Source organism: Jannaschia aquimarina, assembly GCF_000877395.1.
Classification (GTDB): Bacteria; Pseudomonadota; Alphaproteobacteria; order Rhodobacterales; family Rhodobacteraceae; genus Jannaschia; species Jannaschia aquimarina.
Window position 1 is genome coordinate 102,259 of the sequence record NZ_JYFE01000074.1, and the last position, 26,679, is coordinate 128,937.

At 68.1% G+C, this 26,679-nt stretch carries 28 protein-coding genes; 12 read left to right on the forward strand and 16 right to left on the reverse strand.

The features are described from left to right. Positions 1 to 21 precede the first annotated feature (21 nt). Both jaqu_RS18845 and jaqu_RS18850 read right to left on the reverse strand, forming a co-directional pair. On the reverse strand, positions 22 to 1,005 hold the full coding sequence (locus tag jaqu_RS18845; protein ID WP_052501076.1) for an NAD-dependent epimerase/dehydratase family protein: 984 nt from the start codon (positions 1,003 to 1,005) through the stop codon (positions 22 to 24). Then, positions 1,002 to 1,604 (reverse strand): flavin reductase family protein, encoded by a 603-nt coding sequence (locus tag jaqu_RS18850; RefSeq protein WP_043920555.1) that lies wholly within the window; start codon positions 1,602 to 1,604, stop codon positions 1,002 to 1,004. The genes jaqu_RS18845 and jaqu_RS18850 overlap by 4 nt, the downstream gene beginning before the upstream one ends. A gap of 94 nt (positions 1,605 to 1,698) precedes the next feature. Here jaqu_RS18850 and jaqu_RS18855 point away from each other — a divergent pair, with 94 nt between their 5' ends. After that, positions 1,699 to 2,169, forward strand: a complete 471-nt coding sequence (locus jaqu_RS18855; protein ID WP_043920556.1) for a GNAT family N-acetyltransferase — start codon at positions 1,699 to 1,701, stop codon at positions 2,167 to 2,169. A 28-nt stretch (positions 2,170 to 2,197) separates the two neighbouring features. Here jaqu_RS18855 and jaqu_RS18860 read toward each other — a convergent pair whose 3' ends face one another. Further along, positions 2,198 to 3,796 (reverse strand): SulP family inorganic anion transporter, encoded by a 1,599-nt coding sequence (locus jaqu_RS18860; RefSeq protein ID WP_043920557.1) that lies wholly within the window; start codon positions 3,794 to 3,796, stop codon positions 2,198 to 2,200. Positions 3,797 to 4,087: 291 nt separating this feature from the next. Between jaqu_RS18860 and jaqu_RS22275 the strand changes: the two genes are divergently transcribed. Genes jaqu_RS22275 through jaqu_RS18870 form a run of 3 tightly spaced genes read left to right on the forward strand, consistent with a single transcriptional unit; the run spans position 4,088 to position 5,399 of the window. Then, a complete protein-coding gene (locus jaqu_RS22275) occupies positions 4,088 to 4,219 on the forward strand; it encodes a hypothetical protein (protein ID WP_269079003.1) in 132 nt (43 codons plus the stop codon). Positions 4,220 to 4,273: 54 nt separating this feature from the next. Then, positions 4,274 to 4,891, forward strand: coding sequence for a LysE family translocator (locus tag jaqu_RS18865; RefSeq protein WP_043920558.1), 618 nt, complete (start codon positions 4,274 to 4,276; stop codon positions 4,889 to 4,891). A 49-nt stretch (positions 4,892 to 4,940) separates the two neighbouring features. Then, positions 4,941 to 5,399 (forward strand): DUF3429 domain-containing protein, encoded by a 459-nt coding sequence (locus tag jaqu_RS18870; RefSeq protein WP_043920559.1) that lies wholly within the window; start codon positions 4,941 to 4,943, stop codon positions 5,397 to 5,399. A gap of 463 nt (positions 5,400 to 5,862) precedes the next feature. On the opposite strand, the gene jaqu_RS18875 is transcribed toward jaqu_RS18870, so the two are convergent. Next, positions 5,863 to 7,056 (reverse strand): FAD-dependent oxidoreductase, encoded by a 1,194-nt coding sequence (locus jaqu_RS18875; RefSeq protein ID WP_043920560.1) that lies wholly within the window; start codon positions 7,054 to 7,056, stop codon positions 5,863 to 5,865. A 223-nt stretch (positions 7,057 to 7,279) separates the two neighbouring features. On the opposite strand from jaqu_RS18875, the gene ileS reads away from it, so the two are divergent. The 3 genes from ileS to jaqu_RS18890 are packed head-to-tail and all read left to right on the forward strand — an operon-like array spanning position 7,280 to position 10,907. Further along, positions 7,280 to 10,231, forward strand: coding sequence for an isoleucine--tRNA ligase (gene ileS, locus jaqu_RS18880; RefSeq protein ID WP_043920561.1), 2,952 nt, complete (start codon positions 7,280 to 7,282; stop codon positions 10,229 to 10,231). Then, on the forward strand, positions 10,228 to 10,683 hold the full coding sequence (locus tag jaqu_RS18885) for a macro domain-containing protein (RefSeq protein ID WP_043920562.1): 456 nt from the start codon (positions 10,228 to 10,230) through the stop codon (positions 10,681 to 10,683). Before ileS ends, jaqu_RS18885 begins: the two co-directional genes overlap by 4 nt. Next, the gene (locus tag jaqu_RS18890; protein WP_043920563.1) at positions 10,671 to 10,907 is read left to right on the forward strand and encodes a DUF3253 domain-containing protein; all 237 of its coding nucleotides are present in this window, start codon (positions 10,671 to 10,673) and stop codon (positions 10,905 to 10,907) included. Before jaqu_RS18885 ends, jaqu_RS18890 begins: the two co-directional genes overlap by 13 nt. Before the next feature lie 46 nt (positions 10,908 to 10,953). On the opposite strand, the gene jaqu_RS18895 is transcribed toward jaqu_RS18890, so the two are convergent. The 9 genes from jaqu_RS18895 to coxB all read right to left on the reverse strand — a co-directional run bounded on the left by jaqu_RS18895 (position 10,954) and on the right by coxB (position 18,436). Next, positions 10,954 to 11,532 carry a GNAT family N-acetyltransferase gene (locus jaqu_RS18895; protein WP_043920564.1) on the reverse strand — a complete coding sequence of 193 codons (579 nt, stop codon included), beginning with the start codon at positions 11,530 to 11,532 and terminating at the stop codon, positions 10,954 to 10,956. Next, complete coding sequence (locus jaqu_RS18900; RefSeq protein WP_043920565.1) at positions 11,532 to 12,791, reverse strand: M16 family metallopeptidase; 1,260 nt, start codon at positions 12,789 to 12,791, stop codon at positions 11,532 to 11,534. The genes jaqu_RS18895 and jaqu_RS18900 overlap by 1 nt, the downstream gene beginning before the upstream one ends. Then, the gene (thrC, locus tag jaqu_RS18905; protein ID WP_043920566.1) at positions 12,788 to 14,185 is read right to left on the reverse strand and encodes a threonine synthase; all 1,398 of its coding nucleotides are present in this window, start codon (positions 14,183 to 14,185) and stop codon (positions 12,788 to 12,790) included. Before thrC ends, jaqu_RS18900 begins: the two co-directional genes overlap by 4 nt. Positions 14,186 to 14,196: 11 nt before the next feature. Next, positions 14,197 to 14,856 (reverse strand): SURF1 family protein, encoded by a 660-nt coding sequence (locus jaqu_RS18910; RefSeq protein ID WP_043920567.1) that lies wholly within the window; start codon positions 14,854 to 14,856, stop codon positions 14,197 to 14,199. Between the two features lie 99 nt (positions 14,857 to 14,955). Further along, positions 14,956 to 15,759, reverse strand: a complete 804-nt coding sequence (locus jaqu_RS18915) for a cytochrome c oxidase subunit 3 (protein ID WP_043920568.1) — start codon at positions 15,757 to 15,759, stop codon at positions 14,956 to 14,958. Between the two features lie 12 nt (positions 15,760 to 15,771). Continuing rightward, positions 15,772 to 16,365 (reverse strand): cytochrome c oxidase assembly protein, encoded by a 594-nt coding sequence (locus jaqu_RS18920; protein WP_084630051.1) that lies wholly within the window; start codon positions 16,363 to 16,365, stop codon positions 15,772 to 15,774. Beyond that, positions 16,362 to 16,556 carry a hypothetical protein gene (locus jaqu_RS18925; protein ID WP_236687902.1) on the reverse strand — a complete coding sequence of 65 codons (195 nt, stop codon included), beginning with the start codon at positions 16,554 to 16,556 and terminating at the stop codon, positions 16,362 to 16,364. The genes jaqu_RS18920 and jaqu_RS18925 overlap by 4 nt, the downstream gene beginning before the upstream one ends. Beyond that, positions 16,556 to 17,506 (reverse strand): heme o synthase, encoded by a 951-nt coding sequence (gene cyoE, locus jaqu_RS18930; RefSeq protein ID WP_043920570.1) that lies wholly within the window; start codon positions 17,504 to 17,506, stop codon positions 16,556 to 16,558. The genes jaqu_RS18925 and cyoE overlap by 1 nt, the downstream gene beginning before the upstream one ends. 12 nt (positions 17,507 to 17,518) lie before the next feature. Continuing rightward, entirely contained in the window at positions 17,519 to 18,436 is a 918-nt protein-coding gene (gene coxB, locus jaqu_RS18935) for a cytochrome c oxidase subunit II (protein ID WP_043920571.1), read from the reverse strand. A gap of 354 nt (positions 18,437 to 18,790) precedes the next feature. Here coxB and jaqu_RS18940 point away from each other — a divergent pair, with 354 nt between their 5' ends. The 5 genes from jaqu_RS18940 to jaqu_RS18960 all read left to right on the forward strand — a co-directional run bounded on the left by jaqu_RS18940 (position 18,791) and on the right by jaqu_RS18960 (position 24,036). After that, positions 18,791 to 19,006, forward strand: a complete 216-nt coding sequence (locus jaqu_RS18940) for a hypothetical protein (RefSeq protein ID WP_043920572.1) — start codon at positions 18,791 to 18,793, stop codon at positions 19,004 to 19,006. Between the two features lie 101 nt (positions 19,007 to 19,107). Further along, positions 19,108 to 20,529 carry a TldD/PmbA family protein gene (locus tag jaqu_RS18945; protein ID WP_043920573.1) on the forward strand — a complete coding sequence of 474 codons (1,422 nt, stop codon included), beginning with the start codon at positions 19,108 to 19,110 and terminating at the stop codon, positions 20,527 to 20,529. 79 nt (positions 20,530 to 20,608) lie between these two features. Further along, on the forward strand, positions 20,609 to 21,787 hold the full coding sequence (gene dprA, locus jaqu_RS18950; protein ID WP_043920574.1) for a DNA-processing protein DprA: 1,179 nt from the start codon (positions 20,609 to 20,611) through the stop codon (positions 21,785 to 21,787). Between the two features lie 477 nt (positions 21,788 to 22,264). Then, the gene (locus jaqu_RS18955) at positions 22,265 to 23,173 is read left to right on the forward strand and encodes an EamA family transporter (RefSeq protein ID WP_043920575.1); all 909 of its coding nucleotides are present in this window, start codon (positions 22,265 to 22,267) and stop codon (positions 23,171 to 23,173) included. Next, positions 23,170 to 24,036 (forward strand): MBL fold metallo-hydrolase, encoded by an 867-nt coding sequence (locus jaqu_RS18960; RefSeq protein ID WP_043920576.1) that lies wholly within the window; start codon positions 23,170 to 23,172, stop codon positions 24,034 to 24,036. Before jaqu_RS18955 ends, jaqu_RS18960 begins: the two co-directional genes overlap by 4 nt. On the opposite strand, the gene jaqu_RS18965 is transcribed toward jaqu_RS18960, so the two are convergent. The 3 genes from jaqu_RS18965 to jaqu_RS18975 are packed head-to-tail and all read right to left on the reverse strand — an operon-like array spanning position 24,025 to position 26,527. Beyond that, entirely contained in the window at positions 24,025 to 24,618 is a 594-nt protein-coding gene (locus jaqu_RS18965; RefSeq protein WP_043920577.1) for a nucleoside/nucleotide kinase family protein, read from the reverse strand. The genes jaqu_RS18960 and jaqu_RS18965 overlap by 12 nt on opposite strands. Next, entirely contained in the window at positions 24,615 to 25,382 is a 768-nt protein-coding gene (locus jaqu_RS18970) for an ATP-binding cassette domain-containing protein (protein WP_043920578.1), read from the reverse strand. The genes jaqu_RS18965 and jaqu_RS18970 overlap by 4 nt, the downstream gene beginning before the upstream one ends. Further along, positions 25,379 to 26,527: an ABC transporter permease gene (locus jaqu_RS18975; RefSeq protein WP_043920625.1), complete on the reverse strand. Its 1,149-nt coding sequence runs from the start codon at positions 26,525 to 26,527 to the stop codon at positions 25,379 to 25,381. Before jaqu_RS18975 ends, jaqu_RS18970 begins: the two co-directional genes overlap by 4 nt. Between the last annotated feature and the right edge of the window lie 152 nt (positions 26,528 to 26,679).

The following is a 26,679-nucleotide window of genomic DNA, read 5'->3' on the forward strand; positions in this document are numbered from 1 at the left end:
GCGCAGCGGGTGGGGTTTTCCCTACCCCGCAAGCGCCAGCGCCTCGGCCTCCAGCGCGGCATCGAAATGATCGCGGGGATAGGCGGCGAGGATCGGAAGATATGGCTCCCATCCGTCGAGGGGCAGGTCCATCAGCCAGTCGAGCGCGGGGCCGACGGTCTGCGCGTAGGTGCGGTCGAATGGCAGGGCCGAGGCGCAGACGAACGGACGCGCGGTCGACCAGGGCGTGGCCCCCAGCCGCGGCGGAAAGGGCGCGTCCGGCAGGCCCACCAGCTCCGCCTCGATCCCGAGATAGGTCATGATCGTCCGCCCGATCTGCGCGACGTCCGGTCCGTCGGCATCGCAGACATTCGCGATACGGGGCGAATGTCCGTCCAGGATCGACCGTATCGCCGCCGCGATCGCGCTGACAGAGGTCGTCTGGAACCGCGACCGGCCGCCATAGGCCAACGGAATACGCTCGGCCCCCGAGCGCAATCGGCGAACGAACCACCATTCGCGCGCATGGCGGCTACGGGGCCCATGGATCGCCCCGGGGCGCAGGACATGGACGTTTCCCGCGACCAGAGCCGCGCGTTCCATGGCGACCTTGCGGGTGGAGTACGTCTCGGGCCCCGGTGCGACGGTCGGATGATCCTCGTGCATCGGCACCGGCAGGTTGGGAAAGCCGGTCCGCGGCGCCTCGTCCAGGGTGCGGCCCCGCGGATCGACATAGACCGACTGGCTTGAGATCGCGACGACCCGCCCGAACCGCGGCGCCAGCGCCGCCAGTTGCGCGCCCGCCGCCGCGTCGAAGGCGGCGCAGTCCAGAAGCAGATCACCCGATCCGACCGCCGCGGACAGCGCGGCGTCGTCGCTTCGGTCAGCCGTGACGAACGAAGCGCCGTCCGGCAGCGGCACTACCTTTCGCCCGATCACCGCGACGTCCCAGCCGGCCGCCAAGAGATCGGTCGCCACGCCGTGTCCGATCTGTCCCGCCCCGCCGATCAGGATGGCGCGGCTCACTCTCCGGGCCGGGCGAGGGTGAAGACGTTCTCCACCACGGCGTAATCCCGGTAGCCCAAGCGCGACAGGGGCCGGAAGGTCGTCACGTCGAACCGCCCGTCCACGAGGCAATCCTCTCGGATATGCACGCCCGTCACCTCTCCGAAGACGACGAAATTGGCCTCTCCGGGCAGTTGCACGATCTGCGTCAGGCGGCATTCCAGCGAGGCGGGCGCGTCGCCGACGCGGGGGCAATCGATCGTCTCGCATTCCGCCTTCCGGGCGCCGGAGACCTCGAACTCGTCCTGTCCGGCGGGATGGGCCCCGGAAGACGCGTTCATGACGTCGCGCGCGGCACTCTCGACGACGTTCACGCTGAAGACGCCGCTTTCGCGGATCTGGGCGACGCTATCCTTCGTGCCGTCCCGGTCGTCCTTGGCCGATGTCGAGGCGAACATCACCTGCGGCGGCACGTAGGCGACGGCGTTGAAGAAGGAATACGGGGCGAGGTTGTCACCCAGCTTACCGCGCGTCCCGATCCAGCCGATGGGCCGGGGCGCGACGATCGCGTTGAAGGGGTTGAAGGGCAGCCCGTGGCCGTCTTCCGGGCGGTAGAACATGGCGTCACCTCAAGTCTGTCGCGCCTTGGTAGCGGGGCCACGCCGGGCGCGCCACCGGGTTGCACGTCGCCGCCCGCCGGGGCCTAACGGCGGCATGAAGCTGGACGTGGAACACGCCGACGACGCCTGGGAGGTCGAAGCGCTCTTCGACCATTGCTTCGCGCCGGGACGGACGGCCTTGTCGTCCTATCGTCTGCGCGACGGCATCCCGCCCGCCCGCGACCTCTGCCTCGTGGCGCGCGCGGATGGGACGATCGGCGGGGCGGTCCGCTTCTGGCCCATCCGCGTCGGCGACCATGAGGCGATGCTGCTGGGTCCCATCGCCGTGCACCCGACGCGGCAGGGCGAGGGTCTGGGCGCGGCACTCATCTGCGAGGGTCAGGAGCGCGCGCGTGCGGCAGGGGTCGAGCGCATCCTGCTGGTGGGCGACGCGCCGTATTACGGCCGCTTCGGCTTTGCCCGGCTAAACGGCGTCGAGATGCCGCCGCCCACCAACCCCGAGCGGGTGCTGGGCTGCTGGGACTGGGACGGCGTGACGGGCCCCGTCCGCCGCGCTGCGGACTAGGCAAGCGAGACCGCCCGGGGCCGCCCAATCAGTGTCCGCCCAGGATCCCCGTCCGCACACCGTAATTCGCCGCGATGGCGTAATCCGGGTCGTCGTCGCTATCGACCATCAGATGGCCCGCGCGGTTCAGCAGCTTGTGGCAATCGCGGCTGAGATGGCGCAGCTCCAGCTTCTTGCCGGCGGCCTCGTACTTCGCGGCGACGGCCTCGATGGCCTGCAGCGCCGATTGGTCGGCCACCCGGCTTTCGGCAAAATCGACCACCACGCGGGCCGGGTCGTTCTCGGGGTCGAACATCTCCACGAAGCCCGTGGCCGAGCCGAAGAAGAGCGGGCCGTTCACCTGGTAGACCCGCGCGCCCTCGGGCGTCTCGTAGGTGCTGGCGCGGATGCGGGTGGCGTTCTGCCAGGCATAGGCGAGCGCGCTGACGATGACGCCCACGACGACCGCGATGGCGAGATCGGTCAGAACCGTGACGATGGTCACCAGCACGATGACCACGGCGTCGATGCGCGGCACCTTCGCCAGGATCTTGAGCGAGTTCCACGCGAAGGTCCCGATCACGACCATGAACATCACGCCGACCAGCGCGGCGAGCGGGATCCCTTCGATCAGGGGCGAGGCCACGACGATGAAGGCCAGCAGGAACAGGGCCGCGGAGATCCCCGATATCCGGGTCCGCCCGCCCGATTTCACGTTGATCATCGACTGGCCGATCATGGCGCAGCCGCCCATGCCGCCAAAGACGCCGGTCACCGTGTTCGCGGCGCCCTGGGCGATGCATTCCTGGCTTGCGCCGCCGCGCTGGCCCGTGATCTCCCCCACCAGGTTCAGGGTCAGAAGGCTCTCGATCAGGCCGATGGCGGCCAGGATCAACGCGTAGGGCAGGACGATCTGCAGCGTCTCCAGCGTGAAGGGCACGGCGGGGATATGGAATTGCGGCAGCCCGCCCTCGATCGACGCCATGTCGCCCACCGTGGGCGTGTTCAGCCCCACGCCGATCACCACCAGCGCCGTCACAGCGATGCCGGCCAGCGGCGCGGGCACGACGTTGGTGACCTTGGGCAGGCCCCAGATCACCGCCATCGTCAGCGCCACGAGCGCCAGCATCAGCGCGATGTCGGTCAGCGGCAGCCACGCCCCGTCGACGGTCCTGAACTGGCTGAGCTGCGCCAGAAAAATCACGATGGCCAACCCGTTCACGAAGCCCAGCATCACCGGATGCGGCACGAGGCGGATGAACTTGCCCCACCGCATCAGCCCCACGAAGATCTGGATCAGACCCATCAGGACGACAGCGGCAAAGAGATATTCCACCCCGTTATCCGCGACCAGCGCGACCATCACGACCGCCAGCGCCCCCGTCGCGCCCGAGATCATGCCCGGCCGCCCCCCGATGAGCGCCGTGATCAGGCCCACCAGGAAGGCGGCGTACAGGCCGACGAGCGGATGCACGTCCGCGACGAAGGCGAAGGCGATCGCCTCGGGCACGAGGGCCAGCGCGACCGTCAGGCCGGCCAGGATCTCGGTCTTCATGCGGGGAAGGGTCAGCGGCGCAGTCGGGGCGAGGCGCAGGTCCGGCGTCTCGATACGGTCCGCGATCCGCGACAGCAATGTCGGGGTCGTCATCAATCGGCTCTTTCGGGATGTCGTGTGTCGAGGCGCCCCTAACAGGCGCACGCCCGTTTGGCTACCCGTAGGCACGATGCGCGACCGGGCGGCATGCGCCGCGACGTCACGTTTCGGGGTCGGGTTTCCCCGACTTGGCGGATTGGTCCGCGCAAGGCACCATCGAACCGTCCAGAGGGCCATGTTCCGGTCCCGGACGAATGCGGTCGACCCCGTTTTCTCCCGACCGTCCCCGAAGTCGACGTAACCAAAAGGATCGCCGTCGCGGTCCGCGTAACGAGGAGTCTCGACATGCCCTATACGATCAAGGTCCCCGCCGCGATGCTGGCCATGCTGCTGGCCACGCTGATGATGCTGCCCGACACGCATTCCGCACGGGCGACCGGAGACGACAGCTTGCGAACGAACGTCTCGACGAAGTGACGGCGCACGGCAAAAAGTCTTGTTCCGTCCGGTGAGGAGGGGCAGGGTCGGAGAATGATCTCCCTCCAGTTCCTCCTGACCGCCTTCGTGGTCGTCATCGCGCCCGGCACGGGTGTCGTCTACACGCTCGCCCTCGGGCTTGGGCGCGGACGGCGCGCCGCGATCGCTGCGGCGACGGGGTGCACGTTCGGGATCGTCCCGCATCTCGCGGCGGCGACGCTCGGCCTCGCCGCATTGCTCCATGCCTCGGCGCTTCTGTTCAACGTCATCAAATGGGCGGGCGTGGCCTACCTGCTGTGGATGGCCTGGGGGGCCTTGCGGCAGACGGGCGCACTGGCGGTGAAGCCGGCCGCGCCGTCACGCGACGGGCTGGTGCGCATCGCGATCCGCGGCGCGCTGATCAACATCCTCAATCCGAAACTGTCGATCTTCTTCCTGGCCTTGCTGCCCCCGTTCCTGTCCGGCGATCCCTCCACGGCCACAGCCGAGATGGCGATGCTGGGCGCGGTGTTCATGGCGATGACCTGGGCCATGTTCGCGGTCTACGGCCTGTTCGCGAGCGCGTTCCGGGACTGGGTCCTGGCCTCGGAGCGCGCGATGGCGTGGCTGAACCGTGCCTTTGCGGGCATGTTCGCGGCGCTCGCCGTCCGGCTGGCGGCCGAGCGCGCCTGAAACCGACCCCGCGCTTGCCGGGCCGGGGTGTCGCGCCTAGGTCCGACGGATGTGGACCGACAGCCCGATCCCCCGTTCCGCCCTGATCCTCGGCCTCGCCGGGCTGCTCCCCTTCGCCTGGGGTGCGGCGGCGATCTACGTCCCCGCGCTATATGAGGTGACCTACCGCGCGCTGGGCCCGAGATTCGTCCCGCCCTTCGTCCTGCTGCAATACGGGACCGTGATCCTGTGCTTCATGTCGGGTGTCCTGTGGGGGTTCGCGACGCGGGCCGAAGGACGGGTCGCGGCGACCGGCTATGCCTTGTCGGTGCTGCCCGCCCTCTGGGCCTTCTTCATGGTGGCGGGTGGACCGATCAGCGCCTCGATCGCGCTGATGGCGGGGTTCGTGGGGCTGTTGGGGCTGGATTGGCTATTCTGGAACCAGGGGCTTGCACCGCATTGGTGGATGAAGCTCCGGCTGATCCTGACAGCAGTCGTCGTTCTGTGCCTTCTGCCGGTCGCGCTCTGAGAGCGCGTCAGGGAAAGGCCAGGCCGCATTCGTTGGGCCGGGTAGCCGCCGATCGCGCCACCATGGTCCCCGCTGACGCTACCGTGACCGTCACTGGCGCCACCATGGTCGCCGCTGGCACTACCGTGGCCGCCAATGGCGCGACCGTGGCCGCCGCTGGCATGACCGCGACTGCAAATGGCGCTGATCGCTGTGAAGCGCCCGGCCGTCCGCGCCGGACCGATCCGTCGGCCACGTCGAGTCGAGCAGAGCGTGCCCCGCCTGACCTTCGCCGGCCCCGCACGGCGGGCGGTCGCCTCAGATGTCGCGATGCGGAACGCCGATCGCGTCTTTCCGCCTGGGTAGCGGAAGCACAAGCGGCGTGAGCACGACGAGAGCGGTTCCCAGAAATGCGACGAGCATCGTGATGGCCATGGATCGTCCTCCTCTCCCCCACGACTTGCATGACTGTGTGAAGAATGGATTAATCCACGAAAGAGGCGGCGCCGATCGGGCCCAGACCCGCACCCAGAGGCGGCATCATCGTGCCGCGCACCAGCGCAGGCAGGATCGCCTTCGCCGGTTGCGCCTGCGACACGGGCGCAAGCACCCGGTCGCGCAGCCATGGCAGCGCGCGACTGTCGGACTGGTATTGCGGCGTGAAGGCCGCCGACATCGTCTGATAGGCACGGACATGGGCGCGCCGCGCGTTCCACATGCGATGGCCCGCCTCGCCCAGGGGTCCCGCCTCGACAGCGCGGACCAGCGCCAGCGCATCCAGCAGGGCCATGTTCGCCCCCTGCCCCAGTTGCGGGCTCGCACGGTGCGCCGCGTCGCCCAGATGGACGATCCCGTCCGCAAAGGGACGCCGCAACTGGCCGTGGCCATAGCGCGCCATCACCATCTGGTCGTGGTCGGTGATCAGATCCAGGAACGGCCGCGCCTCGGGCCAGAGCATAGACGCCTCCGCGCGCCAGTCGTCCAGGGGACGCGCCAGCCAACCGGCATGCCCGTCGCGGGGCAGCGACCAGAAGACCGCGGCGAGGGCGGGGCCGCCGGTCTCCGCCCGGCCGATGGGAAGGACGCCGATCATGCGGTCCGCCCGGCGGTAGCGTTGGGACAGGCGATCGGATGGCAGGTCGGTCGCGGGCCATTCGACGACGCCCCAGATCGCACCATAGGGCAGCGGCCGGGCCGCAAGCGGCGAGAGCGGCGACGCCGCGCCCGCCGCGTCGATCACCAGATCGAACGCCTCGGTGAGGCGCTCGTTCACCCGCAACCGCGTCCCCTCCCGTCCGGTGACCGGGGCCCCCAGATCGAACCGCGCGCCTGCGCCGCGCGCCGCGTCGAGCAGGACGCCGTGCAAGGCGGCGCGGTGCATCGCCAGCCCCTCGCGGCCACGGCCCGCCGGGTCGTAGGTTACGTCCAGGATCACCCGGCCGCCCAGGGCCTCGGTGCCGTACATCCGCGAGATCGGCTGCCCCAGCGCGCGGGCCGCGCCGCCCGAACCCAGCACATCCAGCACCGACAGGCCGACGGGCTGCACCACCAGGCCCGAGCCCACGGGCCGCGGTGCCTCCCATTGATCGAAGACGACGACATCGTGCCCGGCCTGCGCGAGGCCCGTGGCCGCCGCGAGGCCGGCGATGCCCGCCCCAGCGATCGCGAACCGTCCCATGAGCCCGGCCTAGATCGGGGGCGAGGGGCGCGCCACCTGCCAGGGCGTCGCGTCTTGCCGCGCCGTGGCACCAGTGCCATAAGCCGCCGCGACATGCCCCGGATGCGCCACATATCGCGAATTCTCCGCCCGGCGCCCTGACGGTTCCGTCGGGGTGGCCGGGCCACAAGGCGCCGGAGATCCGCGCCGACCGCATCGCCAGCATCTCGACGAAAGACGCGCCATGACCACCGACGCTCCCGACAATGCTCCTGACTACAAGGACACGCTCAACCTGCCGCAGACGGACTTCCCGATGCGTGCCGGCCTGCCCAAGCGCGAACCCGCCTGGCTGGCCCGCTGGCAAGAGATGGGCATCTACGACCGCCTCCGCGAGAAGGAGGGGCGGGAGCGGTTCGTCCTCCATGACGGGCCGCCCTATGCGAACGGCAATCTCCATATCGGCCACGCGCTGAACAAGACGCTGAAGGACATCGTGGTCCGCAGCCACCAGATGATGGGCTACGACAGTCCCTACGTCCCCGGCTGGGACTGCCACGGCCTGCCCATCGAGTGGAAGATCGAGGAGAAGTACCGCAAGAAGGGCCGCGACAAGGACGCCGTCGACGTGGTCGAGTTCCGCCGGGAATGCCGGGAATTCGCCGATCACTGGGTCGGCGTGCAGCGGGACGAGTTCCAGCGGCTGGGCATCACCGGCAACTGGGCCGATCCCTACCTGACCATGGCGCATCACGCCGAGGCGGTGATCGCGGGGGAGTTCCTCAAGTTCGTCGAGAACGGGCTGGTCTATCAGGGCTCGAAGCCGGTGATGTGGTCGCCGGTCGAGAAGACCGCGCTGGCCGAGGCCGAGGTCGAGTACCACGACCGGCAGGTGGACGCGGTGTGGGTGGCTTTCAACATTGTCCGGCCGGTTGGAACCGCGAATGATAACGGCGTGGTGTACGAGGACATTCGTTGGACAGGTAACGCTAAGGTTGTCATCTGGACAACCACGCCCTGGACCCTTCCTTCGAACCACGCGATCTGCTTCGGCCCCGACATCAAATATGGAATCTACGAGGTTACCGGTACGCCTGACGAATGCTGGGTCAACGTTGGAGACGTCTTCGTCATCGCTGACAAGCTGGCAAGCGATGCGCTAAGTGCTATGCGGCTTGATACGGACATGTGGCGTTACCGTTCGGATGTTCCGCAAGAGCAACTCGCACAGATTGTATGCGCCCACCCCCTGCGCGGGGCCGAGGGCGCAGACGGCGAGTGGGACTTCGACGTGCCCCTCCTCCCCGGCGACCACGTCACCGACGACGCCGGCACGGGCTTCGTCCACACCGCGCCCAGCCACGGGGACGACGACTACCAGATCGGGCTCAAGCACGGCCTGCCCATGACCCACAATGTCGAGGTGGACGGGTCCTTCCGCGAGGGTCTGCCCTTCTTCGGCGGGCAATACATCCTCAGCCGCGACGGCAAGAAGCCCGGCGGCGCCAACAAGGCCGTCATCGACAAGCTGGTCGAGATGGGCGCCCTGCTCGCCCGCAAGCGGATCACGATCAGCGACGCCCATTCCTGGCGTTCCAAGGCGCCGGTGATCCGCCTGAACCGCCCGCAATGGTTCGCCGCCATCGACCGCGAGGTCGGCGACGGGCAGGACACCTATGGCGACACGATCCGGAAGCGTGCGCTGACCTCGATCGACAAGCTGGTGGAATGGACGCCCAAGACCGGGCGCAACCGTCTCTATTCCATGATCGAGGCGCGGCCCGACTGGGTTCTGTCGCGTCAGCGCGCCTGGGGCGTCCCGCTCGCCATGTTCACCAAGGCGGGCGCCAAGCCGGACGATCCGGACTTCATCCTGAACGACCCGGCCGTGAACGCCCGCATCCTCGACGCCTTCGAGGCCGAGGGCGCGGATGCCTGGTATCAGCCCGGCGCCAAGGCCCGCTTCCTCGGCAACGATCACGATCCCGACGCCTATGAGCAGGTGTTCGACATCCTCGACGTCTGGTTCGACTCGGGCTCCACCCACGCCTTCGTCCTGCGCGACCGCGAGGACGGGACCGAGGACGGCATCGCCGACGTCTATCTGGAGGGCACCGACCAGCATCGCGGCTGGTTCCATTCCTCGATGCTGCAGGGCTGCGGCACCAAGGGACGCGCGCCCTACAAGGCCGTCGTCACCCACGGCTTCACGATGGACGAGAAGGGCATGAAGATGTCCAAGTCCATCGGCAACACCATCGCGCCGCAGGATATCGTGGGCCAGTACGGGGCCGACATCCTGCGCCTGTGGGTCGCGCAGGTGGACTATACCGCCGATCACCGCATCGGGCCCGAGATCCTGAAGGGCGTGGCCGACAGCTACCGCCGCCTGCGGAACACGCTGCGCTTCATCCTCGGCAACGTCGCCCATCTCGACGGGGTCGAACCCGCCGATCCGCTGGAGATGCCGGAGCTTGAACGATGGGTCCTGCACCGCCTGTCCGAACTGGACGAGGTCGTCCGGGACGGCTACCGGCGGTTCGACTTCTCCGGCGTGTGGACCGCGATCTTCCAGTTCGCGACCGTGGACCTGTCGGCGTTCTACTTCGACATCCGCAAGGACGCGCTCTATTGCGATGGCGACAGCCTGCGCCGCCGCTCGGCCCTGACGGTGCTGGACATCCTGCACCGCCGCCTCACGGCGTGGCTTGCGCCGATCCTGCCCTTCACCATGGAGGAAGTCTGGCTGGAACGCTTCCCCGGCGACGGCAGCTCGATCCACCTCGAGGACTTCCCCGAGCCGCGGCCCGGCTGGCGCGACGGGGCGCTGGCCGAAAAGTGGGCGAAGGTGCGTGCCGTGCGCCGGGTCGTGACCGGCGCGCTGGAAGTGGCGCGGCGGGACAAGGTGATCGGCGCCTCGCTGGAGGCGGCCCCCATCGTCCATATCGACGGCACCACCAAGGCGCTGCTGGACGACCTGCCCTTCGACGACATCTGCATCGTGTCCGGCATCACGGTGACCGATGCCCCCGCCCCCGACGACGCGTTCCGGGGCGAAGGGTCGGACGGCGTGGCCGTGGTCTTCGCCCATGCCGAGGGCGGCAAGTGCCTGCGCTGCTGGAAGGTGCTGCCCGATGTGGGCCATCACGGCCATGACGGCGTCTGCGGGCGCTGCGACGGGGCATTGGGGGGATGAAGGTGCGGGAGGGCGACCTCCTGCATCTCGCCGAAGACGGCGCGTTCGACGTGATCGTCCATGGTTGTAATTGTTTTCACACGATGGGGGCCGGGATCGCGCGGGCGATCGCCGCGCGCTTTCCCGCCGCATTGGAGGCCGACCGCGCCACACCACATGCCGCCCGCTCGAAGCTGGGGACCTATAGCCATGCCGACGTCACGGTAGCGGCCGGACCGCTGACGATCGTGAATGCCTATACCCAGTACCGCTGGGGCGGTCGGGGTCGACAGGCGGATTACGAGGCCATCGACGGCGCGTTCGCAGCGATCGCGCGGGACTTCGCGACCCGGCGGATCGGCTACCCCCTGATCGGCGCGGGGCTCGCGGGCGGCGATTGGGACGTGATCGAGGGCATCATCCGGCGACGGCTGGACGGCCTCGACCACACGCTCGTCCGATGGACGGGCTGACCGACGCCCGGATCGCCGCTGTGATCCGCACGCTCGCCGACCAGCGGGCCGGGCGGAGCTTCTGCCCATCCGAGGCCGCCCGCGCCCTGACCGACGACTGGCGTCCGGTGATGCCGGACGTGCGCCGGGTCGCCGCGGGGCTGGCCGACATCAAAGCCACCCAGAAGGGTCAGGAGGTCGATCCGCTGACCGCGCGGGGACCGATCCGATTGGCGCGGCGCTAGGGACCGGGCCCGCGAGCCGTCCGTCCCGTCCGGGTGAACGTGCGCCCTACCCGACCCGCCCGCGACGATCGGAGCGCAGCATCGCGTAGAGCACGTGGTTCCGCCACCGCCCTGCAATCTGGAGATAGGCCTGGGCCACTCCTTCGTACTTGAAGCCGCATCGCTCCAAGAGGGCGCGGCTGGCGACGTTCTCTTCGAGGCAGGCGGCTTCGAGCCGCGACAGGTCCAGCCGCCGGAAGGCGTGATGCGTCAGCGCCTCGATCGCCTCGCGCATGTAACCGTGACGGGCATGGGGCTCTCCGATCCAGTAGCCCAGCGTACCCTGCTGCGCGGGTCCGCGCCGGATGTTGTCCAGCGTGATCGCGCCGAGCAGGTCGCCCCCGTCCTTCTGCGTCAGGAACAGCGCCAGTGCGTTGCCCTGCACCTGGCTGCGCTGTGCCCAGTAGACGCGGTTGGTGAATGCCTTGCGGCTGAGATGATCGTGGGCCCAGGCGGGTTCCCATGGCTGCAGGAACGCAGCCGATCCTTCGCGCAAGGCGACCCAGGCCCGGTAATCGCCATGCTGGGGGAGACGCAGGATCATCCGATCCGTCTCGATCCTCGGACGACGAAAGCGGCCGAGCATCACGCCGCCAGCCTCTCCCGCAGGGCGCCAACGGTGGGGGCCGCCTCGACCGGTCCATAGAGCGCGAGCGCCGGCTCCGTCCCCAGAAGCGCACCGGCATGGTCCCGCAGAACGCGGGCGTCGACGGCGTCGATCTTCTCGATCATTTCCGCAAGGGGCGGCACCCGGTCCCAGATGGCGACGACGCGGGCCAGACGCTCGGCCCGGCTGGACGGGCTTTCCAAGCCCATCAACATGCCGGCCTTCATCTGCGCCCGGGCACGCGCGACTTCCACCTCGGTCATGTCGTCGGCGGCGCGGCGCAACTCGTCCACCACCAGCGCGCCAAGCCCGGCCACATCCTCGGCGCCCGTGCCCGCATAGACGGTCAGGAGGCCGGTATCGGAATAGGCGCCCACCTGCGCAAAGATCGTGTAGCAGAGGCCGCGCTTCTCGCGCGCTTCCTGAAACAGCCGGGAGGACATGCCGCCGCCCATCGCGCCGGCGAAGACCTGCGCGGCGTAGATGCCGTCTTCGCGATAGCCCGGTTGCGCGAAGCCCAGGGCGAGATGCGCCTGTTCCAGATCCTTGACCGTGCGGTGCTCTCCCCCAACGAAGCGGGCCGGGTCGGGCGCCGGAACGGGGCGTGGGGTCAGATGGCCCAACAGATCTTCGGCCATGCGGCAGATATCGTCGTGATCCACCGCGCCCGCCGCCGACAGGATCATCGAATGGGGCGCGTAGTGGCGCGCGGTGAAGGCCTGGAAATCGGCGCGCTGGAACGCGCGGACCCGATCCGACGGACCCAGGATCGTGCGGCCCATGGGTTGCTCCGGGTAGGCCGCTTCCTGGAGCCAGTCGAAGATGATGTCATCGGGCGTGTCGAGCGCCTGTCCGATTTCCTGAAGGATGACGCCCCGCTCGGTCTCGATCTCGCCCTCGTCGAAGGCCGGGTTGAGCACGATGTCCGAGATGAGGTCCAGCGCCAGCGGCACGTCGTCCCGCAGCACGCGGGCGTAATAGGCTGTCACCTCGCGGGAGGTATAGGCGTTGATGTAGCCGCCCACATCCTCGATCTCTTCGGCGATCCGCAGTGCGCTGCGCCGGGCCGTCCCCTTGAAGGCCATGTGTTCGAGGAAATGCGCGATGCCGTTCTGCTCGACGCTCTCGTGCCGGCCACCTGCACCGACCCAGATCCCGATGGAGGCGGATTCGAGACCCGGCATGGCCTCGGTCACGACGCGGACGCCGTTGGGCAGGCGGTGAAGGCGTGGCGTCATGCGGCCCGTGCCCCCGCCCGTTTCTCGTCGATGAGTGCTTCGACCGCCGCCAAATCGTTCTCGACGCGGGTGATGCGTTCCCTGCGGTCCATCAGATCTTCCATGCGGGCGGGCAATGGCGGGCGGATGCCGGTGGCGGCCTCTACCGCATCCGGGAACTTGGCGGGATGAGCGGTGGCCAGCGTCACCATGGGCGCCTCGCCCATCGCCTCTTCCGCGACCTTCACGCCCACGGCGGAATGGGGGCAGAGCAACTCTCCGGTCGTCTCCAGCGTCCGGCGGATCGCGGCACTGGTCTCGTCCTCCGACGCACGGCCGGACTGGTAGGTTTCACGCAGAGCCTGAAGCGCGCCCTGGCTTATGGCGAAGCCGCCCGCCTTCAACTCGTCCATGAGCTGCGCCACGGCCGCACCGTCCCCGTCATAGGCAAGATGCAGCGCCCGTTCGAAATTGGAGCTGACCTGAATGTCCATCGACGGAGAGATCGACGGCGCCACCTCTCCGACCCGGTAGTCGCCGCTCGTCAGGGCGCGGTGCAGGATATCGTTCTGGTTCGTCGCCACGATCAGGCGCCCGATGGGCAGGCCCATCCGCTTGGCGATGTGGCCCGCGAAGATGTCTCCGAAATTGCCGGTGGGCACGCAGAAATCGACCGTCCGGTGCGGCGCGCCCAACGCGGTGGCGGCCGTGAAGTAGTAGACGACCTGCGCGAGCACGCGGGCGAAGTTGATCGAGTTCACCCCCGCCAACCCCACCCGGTCCCGGAAGGCGAAGTCGTTGAACATGTCCTTCACGCGCGCCTGGCAATCGTCGAAATGCCCCGTCAGTGCGAGCGCGTGGACATTTGCCGCCTCGGGCGTGGTCATCTGACGGCGCTGCACTTCGGAGACGCGACCGTGCGGATAGAGGATGAACACGTCGACCGCATCGAGCCCGGCGAAGGCCTCGATCGCGGCGGACCCGGTATCGCCGGACGTCGCGCCGACGATCGTCACCTTGTCGCCACGGCGGGTCAGGACATGCTCGAACATGCGGCCGATGAGCTGCATGGCGAAGTCCTTGAACGCCAGCGTCGGGCCGTGGAACAGCTCCAGCAGGTGATGGTTCGGACCAAGCTGCACCAGGGGCGCGCGGGCGGCGTGGCCGAAGCCCGCATAGGCGTCGCGAACGAGGCCGGCCAATGTCGCCTCGTCGAACGTATCCGCCACGAACGGCGCCATCACCCGGACCGCGACTTCTTCATAGGGACGCCCCGCGAGCGCGGCGATCTCGTCCGCCGACAGGGTCGGGACCGTCTCGGGCACGTAAAGGCCGCCGTCGCGGGCGAGCCCGGTCAGCATCGTGTCCTCGAAGCCCAAGGCGGGGGCCTGGCCCCTTGTCGAGATATAGCGCATCTGGGTCCCTCTCACCCGGTCCGGCGGGTCATACGCCAGAGGTAGAAGGCTGTCATCCCCGCCCAGACCAATGCGAGGCCGAACCATTGGATCGCGTAGCCCAGATGGTTGTTCGGGATCCCGGCAGTGCCGACCGGCAGCGGCGTGGGCTGAACGGCAGGTGACACTTCGCGCGCGACGACCAGGATCGGATCCGCGAGCAGGACCTCCGACAGAAGCCCGACGTCGCGGGCAAACCACTGGTCCCCATCGGGAGCCGGCGTCGAAGAGTTCGTTTCGTCTGGCCAATCCAGGTTGCCGGTGATTTCGAGCGGTCCGTCGGGCAGGGTCACGACTGCGCCCGCCCCCACGAAGCCGAAATCGACCATTACGCGCCGTCCTTCGGTCAGGACCGGGGCGACGATCCGCTCTCCCGCGCCGCCACCGCGCCACGTCCCGAAGACCCTTACCGGATATCCCTCCACAGAGCCGGTCAACGTGACGGCAAGGTAGGCATCCTCCTGCGGGTCGGGTGCCTCGGGCAACGGGACAGGGTCGGCGGCGATCCGCGCCTCGATCTCGGCGATCAGGCCCTCTTTCCAGTCGAGGCGCTGCACCTGCCAGACGCCGAACGACGCAAGGACGGCGGTGCCAAGTACCCCGAACAGCAGCGGAACGATCATCCTGCGCATCTCATGCCCCCGAAATGGAGAACGGCGCGGGTGTCCCCGCGCCGCGCCAAACGGCCTCGATGCGGGCCTGCGACCCGCATCAAGGCGAGTTGCGACCGCTTACCCGCCCCAGATGTAGACGGCGGCGAAGAGGAACAGCCAGACGACATCGACGAAGTGCCAGTACCAGGCCGCCGCTTCGAAGCCGACATGCTTCTCGGCGGTGAAGTGACCGGCCTGGAGCCGGAACAGGCACACGGCGAGGAAGATCGTGCCGATGATGACATGCGCGCCGTGGAAACCCGTCGCCATGAAGAAGTTCGCGCCGTAGATGTTGCCCGAGAAGCCGAAGGCGGCGTGGCTGTACTCGTAGGCCTGGAACAGCGTGAAGATGAAGCCCAGCGCAACGGTGAGGATCAGGCCCCACTTGACGTCCTGACGGTTGTTTTCATGGACGAGGGCGTGGTGTGCCCATGTCAGCGTCGCTCCCGACAGAAGCAGGATCAGCGTGTTGATCAGGGGCAGGTGCCACGGATCGAAGGTCTCGATCCCGGCTGGGGGCCAGACGCCATCCACTGCCGGGGAAGCCGGGCCCATCGGGTAGAGCGCGTGCTTGAAGAACGACCAGAACCATGCCGCGAAGAACATGACCTCGGACATGATGAAGAAGATGAAGCCGTATTTCAGGCCGATCCGGACCACCGGCGTGTGATCCCCCGCGTTGGATTCGCGGATGACGTCCGCCCACCAGGCGAACATGACGCCGATGACGCCCACGAAGCCGGCGGCGAAGAGCCAGGGACCGGACCCCTTCATCCACAGGACCGCGCCGATCAGCATGAAGAAGCCTGCCACCGAGCCCAGGAAAGGCCAGATGCTTGGCGGCAGGATATGGTAGTCGTGGTTCTTGGCGCCGGAAGCCATGGATCGTCCCTCTCAATTCGTCTGGTTCGTGGCAGGCGCGTCCAGCGCCGCGTAGTCTTCGGGCATGTCGGTCACGTGGAACGTGTAGGACAACGTGATCTCGGGCATGTGCATCGTCTCGGGGTCGTCCACGATCTCGGGGTCGACATAGAAGGTCACCGGCATCGAGATCGTCTGGCCCGGCTCCAACACCTGAAGCTCGAAGCAGAAGCAGTCGATCTTGACGAAATGCGGGCCCGCCGGAAATGGCGCCACATTGTAGCTGGCCGATCCGGCGACGGGTTCGTCGGTCGGGTTATGCGCCTCGTAGAAGGCGAGGTAGGTCTTGCCGATCTGGACTTCCATAGAGGTCTGCTCGGGACGGAACTGCCACGGCATCCCGCGTTCGCGCGAGGCATCGAAACGAACGGTGACGGTCTGGTCCAGGATGGTGTCCGACCCCGCATCGGCCTGCTGGGTCGTGCCGCCATAGCCGGTGACGCGGCAGAAAAGATCGTAAAGCGGCACGGACGCATAGCCCAGCGACCCCATCGCGACGACCGTGGCGAGTGTCGAGGCCACGACACGGCCATTGTCGGAAAGCGAACGGTACCAGCTGCGGATCATTGCGATGCTCCTTCCGTCTGACCTTCGATCATCTGCGGGCGCAGGACGTGGTCGAACCCTTCCTGCAGGCCGCCCGTGCGCACCTTGACCACCGTCACCGCGAAGACGACCGCGATGAAGCCGATCAGCACCACGAGCAGACCCAGATTTCGGCCCCGGCGGCGGACATGCATCTCGCTGTCGCGGTGCATCACCATCCCCCCAATCCGAAGGACAGCAGACCCGCCTCGACGGCGAGGACCGCGAAATGCGCGAGCATGTAGACCAGCGACCACTTGAACAGCGCCTTCTCGGCGGCGTGCCCATCGGCCTCGGATGCGGCATCGTCGCGGCGCCACACCACGATGGCCCGCTGCATCCAGACCGCGTTCAGCACCAGCGCCACGGCCAGCGTGAGCGGACCGCCCACCGGGCTAAGCGCCAGGAACAGCGAAGCGGGAACCGTCAGCACCGCCCAGAGCAGCGCCTGACGCCGCGTCTCATCCCGCCCGCGCGTGACCGTCAGCATCGGGATCCCCGCGCGGTGGTAGTCGAGCTTGACGAAGAGCGCGAGGGCCCAGAAATGCGTCGGCTGCCATGCGAAGAGCAGCGCGAACATCGCCACCGCCTCCCAACCCAGACCGCCTGTCGCGGCGGCCCAGCCGATCACGGGAGGCAGGGCGCCCGCCGCGCCGCCGACGACCGTGTTCCAATGCGTCGTCCGCTTGAGCCAGATCGAGTAGATGACCGCGTAAAAGAAGATCGTGAAGGCCAGCAGGCCCGCCGCGACCCAATTCGCCACAAGGCCCAGCATCACCACCGAGATCCCGGACAGGCCGAGCCCCAGCGCAAGTGCATCGTCCCGCGCCACACGACCGTCCGGGATCGGGCGGCCGGATGTCCGCTTCATCACCGCGTCGATGTCGTGATCCACCCACATGTTCAGCGCGCCGGAGGCTCCTGCCCCCAAGGCGATGAACAGGATCGAGACCGCTGCCAGAACGGGGTGCATCGCGCCAGGCGCGACCACCAGTCCGACGAAAGCCGTGAAGACGCAGAGCGACATCAGCCGCGGCTTCAGAAGCGCGACGTAGTCGCCGAAGGCGGGCTCCGTCTCCGGAACCGCGCTGTCGGGGATGCTATGCAGGCTGAGGTCGGTCATGGCGCCTGCGGCTTACCAGACGATCATGTCGCCGGTCTTCATCGCCTCGACCCAAGCGTCGTACTTTTCCTGCGAGACGACCTTGACCGTGATCGGCATGTAGGCGTGGGCGATGCCGCAGAGTTCGGAACACTGGCCGAAATAGACGCCTTCCTGCTCGGCGCGGAACCAGAGCTGCGCGAGGCGGCCGGGGATCCCGTCCTGCTTCACGCCGAAGGACGGAATCGTCCATGAGTGGATGACGTCGCCGGCCGTGACCTGCATCACCACCGTGGCGCCGACGGGCACGACGACCGAGGTGTCGGTGGCGAGGCGGAAAAGATCGTCCGAGTAGCCCGCCGCTTGAAGCTGCGCGCTGGTCGAGGGCGACATGGCGTTGTCGACGAATTCGAGCTCCTCCTGCTCTTCGGTCAGGAGGTCGACAGTCGCCGCGCCCGGCGCACCGATCATGTAGGACGTGAACTCCTCGATCCCTTCCTCGGGATACTCGTAGGCCCAGTACCACTGGTAGCCGGTCACCTTCACGACCACGTCGCCTTCGGGGATCCGCTGCTGGTCGAAGAGCACGGGCAGGGAGAAGCCGCCAATCACCACGAGGATGAAGATCGGCACCACCGTCCACGTCACTTCCAGCGGGGAATTGTGCGTGAATTGCGCGGGATTGGAATTGGCCTTCCGGCTGTAGCGCACGATGCACCACAGCAAGAGGCCCATCACGAAGATCGTGATGAAGGTGATGATCACCAGCAGGAAGCCGTCGAGCCATTGCAGCTCTGCTGCGAGCGAGGTCGCGGCGGGCTGGAAGCCCGTGCCGCCCGCTTGCGGCGCCCCAATCACGGGCAGGTCGCCCAGGATCTCTGCGCCGGTCTGCTGCGCGAGGGCCGGGGCGGCGAAAGCCGCGGCGGCGGCGGAAAGGAGAAGCTTCTTCATCGCGTCATCCGTCTGGTCGGTCTGTCCGGGTCGCTGGCCCTAGACCACAAGGAGAGGCCGGTATGCAAGGGGATGCCACCGGGGTCGGGACCCCATGCCGCACCTCCCACGGTCCGGGTGGTCGCAGGCCTCCGCAATGAAACTGTATCGTCATCCGCTCCGAAGGCCGGACATCCGTCTTCCGTCTTGACCGAAGAAGGTCCGATGCGGTCACTCGCATGCGGTTTCTCACGTTACCGGATGAGCGATCTTGACCCCGAACTCACGGATCTGCGGACGGATGACCGCTGTCCTCGCTGCCGAAATACCAGGGCGAATCCAGGGAAGCCCGTTTCGCTGCGCGGAGCCGATCCGATGACGCGGATCGCGGGACACGGCGTCATCGTCATTCTTCTGACGCTGGTGACGCAGGTCGGCGGGCTGGCCTGGCTCATGGCGCGCGACCCCCGCGTCGGAAAAGTCTTCCTCCACCCGCATCTCGTGGCGCGCCTGGATGCGGCGGATCCCAAGATCCGCTTCCAGGGATGCCGGGCCGCACGGCACGACGACAATATCCATTTGCAGCTCTGACTTCTCGTCGATTGGACCCACCTTCCAAAGGAGTTGCCGCCCAGACCATTCACCTCGCCCGCCTGCTGCCCTATCTCTCGATCAACCCCATCGGAGATCCCATGACCGACGCCCCCTTCCGCCCCTTCGACACCCATCTCGACCGCGAGGCTGCACTTGGCGTTCTGCGCGGCGCGACCGACGGCGCCGATGACGGCGAGTTGTTCCTCGAACGCCGCCGCTCCGAGGCGCTGGTCTACGATGACGGACGGGTGAGGACGGCCTCCTACGATGCGTCCGAAGGGTTCGGCCTGCGCGCGGTGAAGGGCGAGGCAGCGGGATACGCGCATTCGACCGAGGTCTCCGAGCAGGCGCTGACGCGCGCGGCCGAAACGGCGCGGCTGGCCGTGGGCGACGGGGGTGGGACATGGGCCGATGCGCCGCAGCCGACCAACCGGCGCCTCTATGGCGACGCGGACCCGATCGCCGGCGCGCCCTTCGCCGTGAAAGTCGAAACACTGCGCGAGATCGACGCCTTCCTGCGCGATCTGGATCCGCGTGTTGTGCAGGTCACGGCGTCCCTTGCCGCGTCCCTGCAGGAGGTGACCATTCTGAGACCGGAAGGAACCGAAGTCTCGGATATCCGCCCAATGGTCCGGCTCAATGTCTCCGTCATCGTGGAGCGGGACGGGCGGCGCGAATCGGGCAGCGCGGGGGGTGGCGGACGGATCCCTTTGACCGGCCTGCTGGAGCGGTCGCATTGGGAAGGGACGGCGCGCGAAGCCTTGCGGGTCGCGACGGTGAACCTCGATGCCGTGCCCGCCCCGGCGGGCGTCATGGATGTGGTCCTCGGCCCCGGCTGGCCCGGCATCCTGCTGCATGAAGCCGTGGGGCACGGGCTGGAAGGTGACTTCAACCGCAAGGGCCAGAGCGCCTTCGCCGGTCTGATGGGCCAGCGCGTCGCGGCCCCCGGCGTCACGGTGCTGGACGACGGCACGATCCCCGACCGGCGCGGCAGCATCACCGTGGACGACGAAGGCACCCCCTCGGGCAAGACGACGCTGATCGAAGACGGGATCCTGGTCGGCTACATGCAGGACCGTCAGTCGGCCCGGCTGACCGGAGTGACCCCGACCGGCAACGGTCGCCGAGAGAACCACGCCCACGCCCCGATGACGCGGATGACGAATACCTACATGCTGGGCGGCGACGCGGAGCCGGGCGCCATCCTCGCCGACCTCAAGGACGGCATCTACGCCGTGGGCTTCGGCGGCGGGCAGGTGGACATCACTAATGGCAAGTTCGTCTTCAGTTGCACCGAGGCCTACCGCGTGAAGGACGGCGTCGTCGGCGCACCGGTCAAGGGCGCGACCCTGATTGGGGACGGGGCGACGGCCATGACCAAGGTTCGCGCGATCGGCAACGACATGGCGCTCGATCCCGGCATGGGGAACTGCGGCAAGCAGGGACAGTGGGTGCCCGTGGGCGTAGGCCAGCCGACCCTGATGATCGGCGGTCTGACAGTGGGCGGCAGCGCGGCCTGACGTCGCCTGCATGGCTCTGCGCCCGTGGGACCCGCCGGCGTTAACCGGATCGCAACACTTCCACGCAAGACGTCGCGGGATGGAGTATCCCGAGCCGATCCGCGAACTTCTGCCAGAGGGGTTGGCCGAAACCCCGCTGCCGCTCTTCGACGCGCCACCGAGCCAGGAAGAGATGTTCGCCCGGCTGCGCCTCGCCCGGTCCAGGCGCGTCGGGCCGGTGACCTATCGCCGCCTGATCGTCGAACACGGCTCGGCCACAGTGGCCCTGCGGGCTCTGCCCGAAATCGCGCGCGAGGCTGGTATCGACGATGAGGTGGTCGCCCCCGAAGGCGCCATCCGGGCCGAGATCCGGGCCGCGAAGAAGGCCGGCGCGCGCATGATGGCGCTGGGTATGCCGGGCTATCCCGCGCCGCTTGACGATCTGGCGGGCGCGCCGCCCATCCTCTGGGCGCAGGGCAACGGTGAGTTGCTCGCACATCCTGCGGTCGCCGTTGTCGGCACGCGGAACGCCTCGTCCCTGGCGCTGCGCATGGCCCGCGCGCTGGGTCGCGACCTGGCGGAGGCGGGCGTGACGGTCGTTTCCGGGCTGGCCCGCGGCGTCGATGCGGCGGCGCATCAGACGGCGTTGCCACGGACCGTCGCCGTCCATGCCGGCGGGCTGGATCGCCCCTACCCGCCCGAGAATGCTTCCCTTGCCGCCCGGATCGCCACCGAAGGGTGCGCCCTCTCTGAACGGCCTTTTGGTCTGTCACCGCAAGCCCGCGACTTTCCGCGCCGCAACCGCATCGTGTCGGGTCTCGCGCAGGTGGTGGTGGTGGTGGAGGCCGCGGCCCGGTCCGGCAGCATGATCACTGCACGCGATGCCCTCGATCAGGGGCGCGAGGTCATGGCCGTCCCCGGTCATCCGATGGACGGGCGGGCGTCGGGCTGCAACTTGCTGCTGCGCGACGGGGCGTCCCTGGCGCGTGGCGCGGACGACGTGCTGGCCGTACTGGAGACGCTTCGCTCGGATCGGCCGGAACCTGAGCCCGCTGCCGCACCGCCCTCGACGCAAGACGGGCCGCGTCCGGCGTCCCGCGGCGACGACGACCTCAGAGAGCGCGTCCTCTCCCTCCTGTCGCCCATTCCGGTGGCCGAGGATCAGGTCTGCCGCGATGCCGGAGCCAGCACGGCCGCCTTGTCCCCGCTCCTATCGGAACTGGAATTGGAGGGCTTGATCGCAAGACGACCGGGCGGAGGGCTGGTCCGGATCGTCTGATCCGCGCGGGCCGGACTGGCACACGGCGCTTTCGGGGCAGGCTCCCAAGTCGGTCGGACCGTCCGGTGGTCGTCGGCCGATCCGGCTGCCCGTCCGCTTTACAGCGGAGCATCGCGCGGATGGGGGCCGCTATCGCCCCCTCTCGCTTTTCAGAGCCCGTTGACCTGCCGCACTCCCACGCGACCCGACCGGGCGGCGACGGCGTGTGCCCGGCCCTCTCGCTGCCACCACTCACTTTCATCGTCCTCCGGGACATCGCGGGGCGGCCCCGAAACCGGCGGATGAGGGAGGCGATCGCCTCCGCCAAGGCGTCACCTCATCTTGAACGAAACGGACGGAACCGTAAGCCCCACAAGACCAGCCGAAAGGACAGTGCCCGTTTGACTCGCCCGACCTGCTTGGACAGAAGACCGGGGCAGTCTCCGAAGGACGTCCCCTGACCCGCTCCCCCCTCTCAAGTCCGGTCCCGCAACTCTGATGGAGACGTGGGTTGCGATCACCATCGGCGCAGCGTTCCTGCAGAATGTCCGCTCCACCCTCCAGAAGCACCTCAAGGGCCGGATGGGCACCACGGGCGCGACCTTCGTGCGCTTCGGCTACGGCGTGCCCTTTGCCGCGATCTATGCCGCGATCCTGTTCACCGCGACGGGCGGCAGCGTGCCGGACGTCCCTGCCGCGTTCCTGCCCTGGCTGGCCCTTGGCGCCGTGACGCAGATCGGAGGGACGTTCCTGCTGGTGCATCTCTTCTCGTTCCGGAACTTCACCGTCGGGAATGCGTATTCCCGGACCGAGACGGCCCAGACCGCGATCTTCACCTTTCTCCTTTTCGGGGTCGGCTTCTCCTGGACGGCGATCGCGTCGATCCTGATTTCCGTCGCGGGCGTCATGGCGATCTCTGTCGCGCGGACGGCGGTGACGCCGCGCGCGCTGATCACATCGCTCGTCACGCCCGTGGCGCTGATGGGCATGGGGGCCGGCACGCTCTTTGGGTTGGCATCGGTCGGCTACCAGACGGCGGCGCGCAGCGTTCAGGCGGAGTCGTTCCTCGCGCAGGCGGTCGTGACCTTGTTGGCCGCGATCACGCTCCAGACGGTCCTGATGCTGGGATGGATGATCGCCCGGAATCGGGCGGAACTGGTCCGCGTCGGGCAAGCCTGGCGTCCGGGCCTCGCCGTCGGCTTCGTGGGCGCGACGGCGACGTTTGGCTGGTTCGCCGCCTTCACCTTGCAGCAGGCCGCGCTGGTGAAGGTCGTGGCACAGATAGAGATGCTCTTCGCCTTCGCCTCGTCCGTGTTCTTCTTCCGCGAGTCGATCAACAGACTCGAGGTCGTCGGCTGCGCGCTGATCGTGATCGGCGTGATCGTACTTCTGCTGGGGGGTGGATGATGGAGAACTGGGTGGCCCTGCTCGGCGTGAAGGGTGGGCCCGCGATCCGTCCCGGATCCTCTATGCCGACGTCGATCCTGGTGAAACTGGGCGGCCGCACGATCCTGGTGGATGCGGGTCTCGGCGCTGCCCGAGCGGTTTGCGCACAGGGGGTCGCTCTGGGTGATCTCGACCTTATCGTGATCACGCACCTGCATTCAGATCATTACCTGGAGCTCGGCCCGCTGATGCATACGGCCTGGACCGGGGGGCTGACCCGACCGATCCCGGTGATCGGCCCGGCGGGCCTGCAGGACTATTGGCGGCATTTCCTTGCGTCCATGTCCTTCGACGTCGACCTGCGCATCGCCGACGAGGGGCGTGTGCCCCTGGCCCCTGTGGCCGACATACACGAGATCGAGGCCGGTCCGATCTGGTCGGAGGGCGTGCGGATCGAGGCGATCCGCAACCACCACCCGCCCATCGCCGAAAGCTTCGCCCTGCGGATCTGCGGCGCGGAACGGACGGTCGTCCTGTCCGGAGACACGGCGCCCTTCGATGGATGGGCCGCGTTCTGCGAGGGAGCGGACCTCCTGGTTCACGAAGCCATGTTGTCGGGCGGCGTCGACCTGTTGATCGAGCGGCTGTCCCACGCCGACCCGCGCCTGCGCGACCACATCCTGCGGTCCCATACGGAGGCCGGCGAGGTCGGCCGCCTTGCGCACCGCGCGGGTGTGAAGGCGCTCGCGCTCAACCATTTCGTCCCCGACGGACTGCCGGGAACGGGACCGGAGGCGTGGACCGAAGCTGTTCGGGCGCATTGGGACGGCCCGCTTTTCCTGGGGAGGGACGGTCTGCGGATCGACCTCGACTCAATCGGCTGAGCCGATCACGAGATCCGCGGGCCGCGAACCCTCCAGCACGAGCCGGGCATTCGGCAGGTCGTTGCCGTCGATTTTCGACGCGCGGGCCTCGGCCGAGAGTCCGGACCAGCGCCGCTCCAGCCGGGCACGCAGGATGTCTTCGGGGACCTTCAGCATGACCGAGAGGTCCCAGTTCAGATCCCGCCAACCCGGCGCATCGAGCAGCAACCAGTTCCCCTCGACCACGACGTGCCGTGCCGAGCCGGGGATACGCACAGCCCCCGCGATCGCGATCTCGCGGCCGCGGTCGAAGAGGGGGGCGATCACCTCTTGCCCGCTGCGCAGAGCGGCCATCAGCCTGGCGAACCCTTCGACGTCGAAGGTCTCGGGCGCGCCCTTGCGGGGCAACAGGCCAGCAGGTTCCAGAAGCCGGTCATCCAGATGAAAGCCGTCCATGGCGACCAGCGCGCCCTCGCCGCCCAACTCCGCCACGACCTCTTCGGCCAGGGTGGACTTGCCCGAAGCGGGCGGCCCCACGATCGCCGTCAACGTCCGCGTGCCGGGCAACGCCCGGATCCGGTCTGCCAGGTCTGACGGGGTCACGCGGCCTCCGGCTCCTTGGCGCCGGTCATGAAAGCCACGGCGTCGGACATCGTGTAGTCCTTCGGGTCGATGACCGTCAGCCGCTTGCCGAGCCGGTGGATGTGGATGCGGTCCGCCACTTCGAAGACGTGCGGCATGTTGTGCGAGATAAGGATGATCGGGATCCCCCGCGAGCGCACGTCCTGTATCAGGTCCAGCACCCGCCGGCTTTCCTTGACGCCCAGCGCGGCCGTCGGCTCGTCCAGGATGATGACCTTCGATCCGAAAGCGGCCGCGCGCGCCACCGCGACGCCTTGGCGCTGGCCGCCCGACAGGGTCTCGACCGGCTGGTCGATGTTCTGGATCGTCATCAATCCCAGCTCGCTGAGCTTGGCGCGGCTGAACTCGCGCATCCTGCCCTTGTCCAGACGACGGAACCACTTGCCGCGCCAGCCCGGTTTGCGCAATTCGCGTCCCATGAACATGTTGTCCGCGATCGACAGGGCGGGCGACATCGCAAGCGTCTGATAGACCGTCTCGATCCCGTGTTCGCGGGCATCGTTCGGCGAAGAGAACCGGACGTCTCTCCCCTCGAGCCGGATCTTCCCCGCATCGGGCTGGACCGCACCCGACAGCGCCTTGATCAGGGTCGACTTGCCCGCCCCGTTATCGCCGATGACGGCGAGGACCTCGCCGGGATAGAGCTCGAACTCGCACCGGTCGAGCGCGACCACCTTCCCGTAGCGTTTGGTCAGGCCGGTGGCCGAGAGGATCGGTTCGGTCATGCGCTCACCTTTCTGATCCACTGGTCGACGGCGACGGCCCCGATGATCAGCATGCCGATCAGCAGGTAGGTCCATTGGGCATTCGCGCCCGCCATCCGCAGGCCAAGCTCGAAGACGCCGACGATCAGCGCACCGAAGAACGCGCCCCAGATGGACCCCCTGCCCCCGAAGAGCGAGATCCCCCCGATCACCACGGCGGTGATCGACTGGATATTGCCTACCACCCCGGTCGAGGCCGAAGGCGAGACCGATCCGAAACGCCCGATCATAATCCAGCCCGCGATGGCGCAGATCGCGCCCGCCAGGATGTAGACGCTCATCAGTGTGCGCTTGACATTGACCCCGGCCAATTCCGCCGCCTCCGGGTCGTCGCCCACCGCGTAGACATGGCGCCCCCATGCGGTCGAGCGGAGCGCGTAGGCCAGGATCGCGACCAGCGCGATCATCACGAGGACGCCGTAGGTGATGTTCGTGGCCCACAGGAAGTCGAGGACGGCGCTGTCGGTCTCGGCCGGTCGTCGCCGCTCCCATTCGATGCCGCGGCTGGCCTCGATCCAGTTGACGAGCTGCTCGTTGGGCTTCGCGCCGAGCCATTGGAGCATCGGCGCCTCGTCCTGGATCGCGCGCGAACGGATCGTCTCGTTGCGGGAATAGAGGTAGTTCGTCGCCAGCACGATCTGCCACATGCCCAGCGTCACGATGAAGGGCGGCAGCTTGACCCGGCTGACCAGCCACCCCGATATCGCGCCGATGGCCGAGCCGACGGCCAGACCGGCCATGATGCCGACCGTCGGCGGCAGGCCGTAGCGAAAGGTCACCTGACCGATGACCACCGACGAGAAGACGGCGATGGCCCCGACGCTCAGGTCGATGCCGGCGGTCAGAATGATCAGCGACTGCGCCGCCGCGAGGACGCCGACAATCTGCACCTGCTGCATGATCAGGGGCAACTGCTCGGGGAAGCGCGCGCCCAGATACCAGGTGAACCCGATGATCGCGGCAGTCAGCACGATCAGCGGAACGAGCGCGGGCGTCACGTGAAGGGTGTGCTGGATCCGCCCGAGGATGCCGCGGTTCTCCTCGAAGGCGGCAACGGCCTCTTCGCGGCGGTCGCGAACCGTGCTTTCGTGATCGGCGCTCGTCATGGCGTCCCCTTCCATGCGCGGGCCGGGGCGGAGGTCCGCCCCGGCGAGTGTCGGATCAGCCTTGCCGCAGGACCAGGGATCCCGGGCGCTCGGCAAGACCAACGTGCCGGGCTCTCATCTTGATCTCCCCGATCGGTCCAACGGACCGACCG

What these genes read in the sequence shown, in the direction of transcription:
- jaqu_RS18850 (WP_043920555.1), bottom strand. Translation starts at nt 1,604, where the DNA reads ATGTTCTACCGCCCGGAAGACGGCCACGGGCTGCCCTTCAACCCCTTC.
- jaqu_RS18855 (WP_043920556.1), top strand. Translation starts at nt 1,699, where the DNA reads ATGAAGCTGGACGTGGAACACGCCGACGACGCCTGGGAGGTCGAAGCG.
- jaqu_RS18860 (WP_043920557.1), bottom strand. Translation starts at nt 3,796, where the DNA reads ATGACGACCCCGACATTGCTGTCGCGGATCGCGGACCGTATCGAGACG.
- jaqu_RS22275 (WP_269079003.1), top strand. Translation starts at nt 4,088, where the DNA reads ATGCCCTATACGATCAAGGTCCCCGCCGCGATGCTGGCCATGCTGCTG.
- jaqu_RS18865 (WP_043920558.1), top strand. Translation starts at nt 4,274, where the DNA reads ATGATCTCCCTCCAGTTCCTCCTGACCGCCTTCGTGGTCGTCATCGCG.
- jaqu_RS18870 (WP_043920559.1), top strand. Translation starts at nt 4,941, where the DNA reads ATGTGGACCGACAGCCCGATCCCCCGTTCCGCCCTGATCCTCGGCCTC.
- jaqu_RS18875 (WP_043920560.1), bottom strand. Translation starts at nt 7,056, where the DNA reads ATGGGACGGTTCGCGATCGCTGGGGCGGGCATCGCCGGCCTCGCGGCG.
- ileS (WP_043920561.1), top strand. Translation starts at nt 7,280, where the DNA reads ATGACCACCGACGCTCCCGACAATGCTCCTGACTACAAGGACACGCTC.
- jaqu_RS18885 (WP_043920562.1), top strand. Translation starts at nt 10,228, where the DNA reads ATGAAGGTGCGGGAGGGCGACCTCCTGCATCTCGCCGAAGACGGCGCG.
- jaqu_RS18890 (WP_043920563.1), top strand. Translation starts at nt 10,671, where the DNA reads ATGGACGGGCTGACCGACGCCCGGATCGCCGCTGTGATCCGCACGCTC.
- jaqu_RS18895 (WP_043920564.1), bottom strand. Translation starts at nt 11,532, where the DNA reads ATGCTCGGCCGCTTTCGTCGTCCGAGGATCGAGACGGATCGGATGATC.
- jaqu_RS18900 (WP_043920565.1), bottom strand. Translation starts at nt 12,791, where the DNA reads ATGACGCCACGCCTTCACCGCCTGCCCAACGGCGTCCGCGTCGTGACC.
- thrC (WP_043920566.1), bottom strand. Translation starts at nt 14,185, where the DNA reads ATGCGCTATATCTCGACAAGGGGCCAGGCCCCCGCCTTGGGCTTCGAG.
- jaqu_RS18910 (WP_043920567.1), bottom strand. Translation starts at nt 14,856, where the DNA reads ATGCGCAGGATGATCGTTCCGCTGCTGTTCGGGGTACTTGGCACCGCC.
- jaqu_RS18915 (WP_043920568.1), bottom strand. Translation starts at nt 15,759, where the DNA reads ATGGCTTCCGGCGCCAAGAACCACGACTACCATATCCTGCCGCCAAGC.
- jaqu_RS18920 (WP_084630051.1), bottom strand. Translation starts at nt 16,365, where the DNA reads ATGATCCGCAGCTGGTACCGTTCGCTTTCCGACAATGGCCGTGTCGTG.
- jaqu_RS18925 (WP_236687902.1), bottom strand. Translation starts at nt 16,556, where the DNA reads ATGCACCGCGACAGCGAGATGCATGTCCGCCGCCGGGGCCGAAATCTG.
- cyoE (WP_043920570.1), bottom strand. Translation starts at nt 17,506, where the DNA reads ATGACCGACCTCAGCCTGCATAGCATCCCCGACAGCGCGGTTCCGGAG.
- coxB (WP_043920571.1), bottom strand. Translation starts at nt 18,436, where the DNA reads ATGAAGAAGCTTCTCCTTTCCGCCGCCGCCGCGGCTTTCGCCGCCCCG.
- jaqu_RS18940 (WP_043920572.1), top strand. Translation starts at nt 18,791, where the DNA reads ATGACGCGGATCGCGGGACACGGCGTCATCGTCATTCTTCTGACGCTG.
- jaqu_RS18945 (WP_043920573.1), top strand. Translation starts at nt 19,108, where the DNA reads ATGACCGACGCCCCCTTCCGCCCCTTCGACACCCATCTCGACCGCGAG.
- dprA (WP_043920574.1), top strand. Translation starts at nt 20,609, where the DNA reads ATGGAGTATCCCGAGCCGATCCGCGAACTTCTGCCAGAGGGGTTGGCC.
- jaqu_RS18955 (WP_043920575.1), top strand. Translation starts at nt 22,265, where the DNA reads ATGGAGACGTGGGTTGCGATCACCATCGGCGCAGCGTTCCTGCAGAAT.
- jaqu_RS18960 (WP_043920576.1), top strand. Translation starts at nt 23,170, where the DNA reads ATGATGGAGAACTGGGTGGCCCTGCTCGGCGTGAAGGGTGGGCCCGCG.
- jaqu_RS18970 (WP_043920578.1), bottom strand. Translation starts at nt 25,382, where the DNA reads ATGACCGAACCGATCCTCTCGGCCACCGGCCTGACCAAACGCTACGGG.
- jaqu_RS18975 (WP_043920625.1), bottom strand. Translation starts at nt 26,527, where the DNA reads ATGACGAGCGCCGATCACGAAAGCACGGTTCGCGACCGCCGCGAAGAG.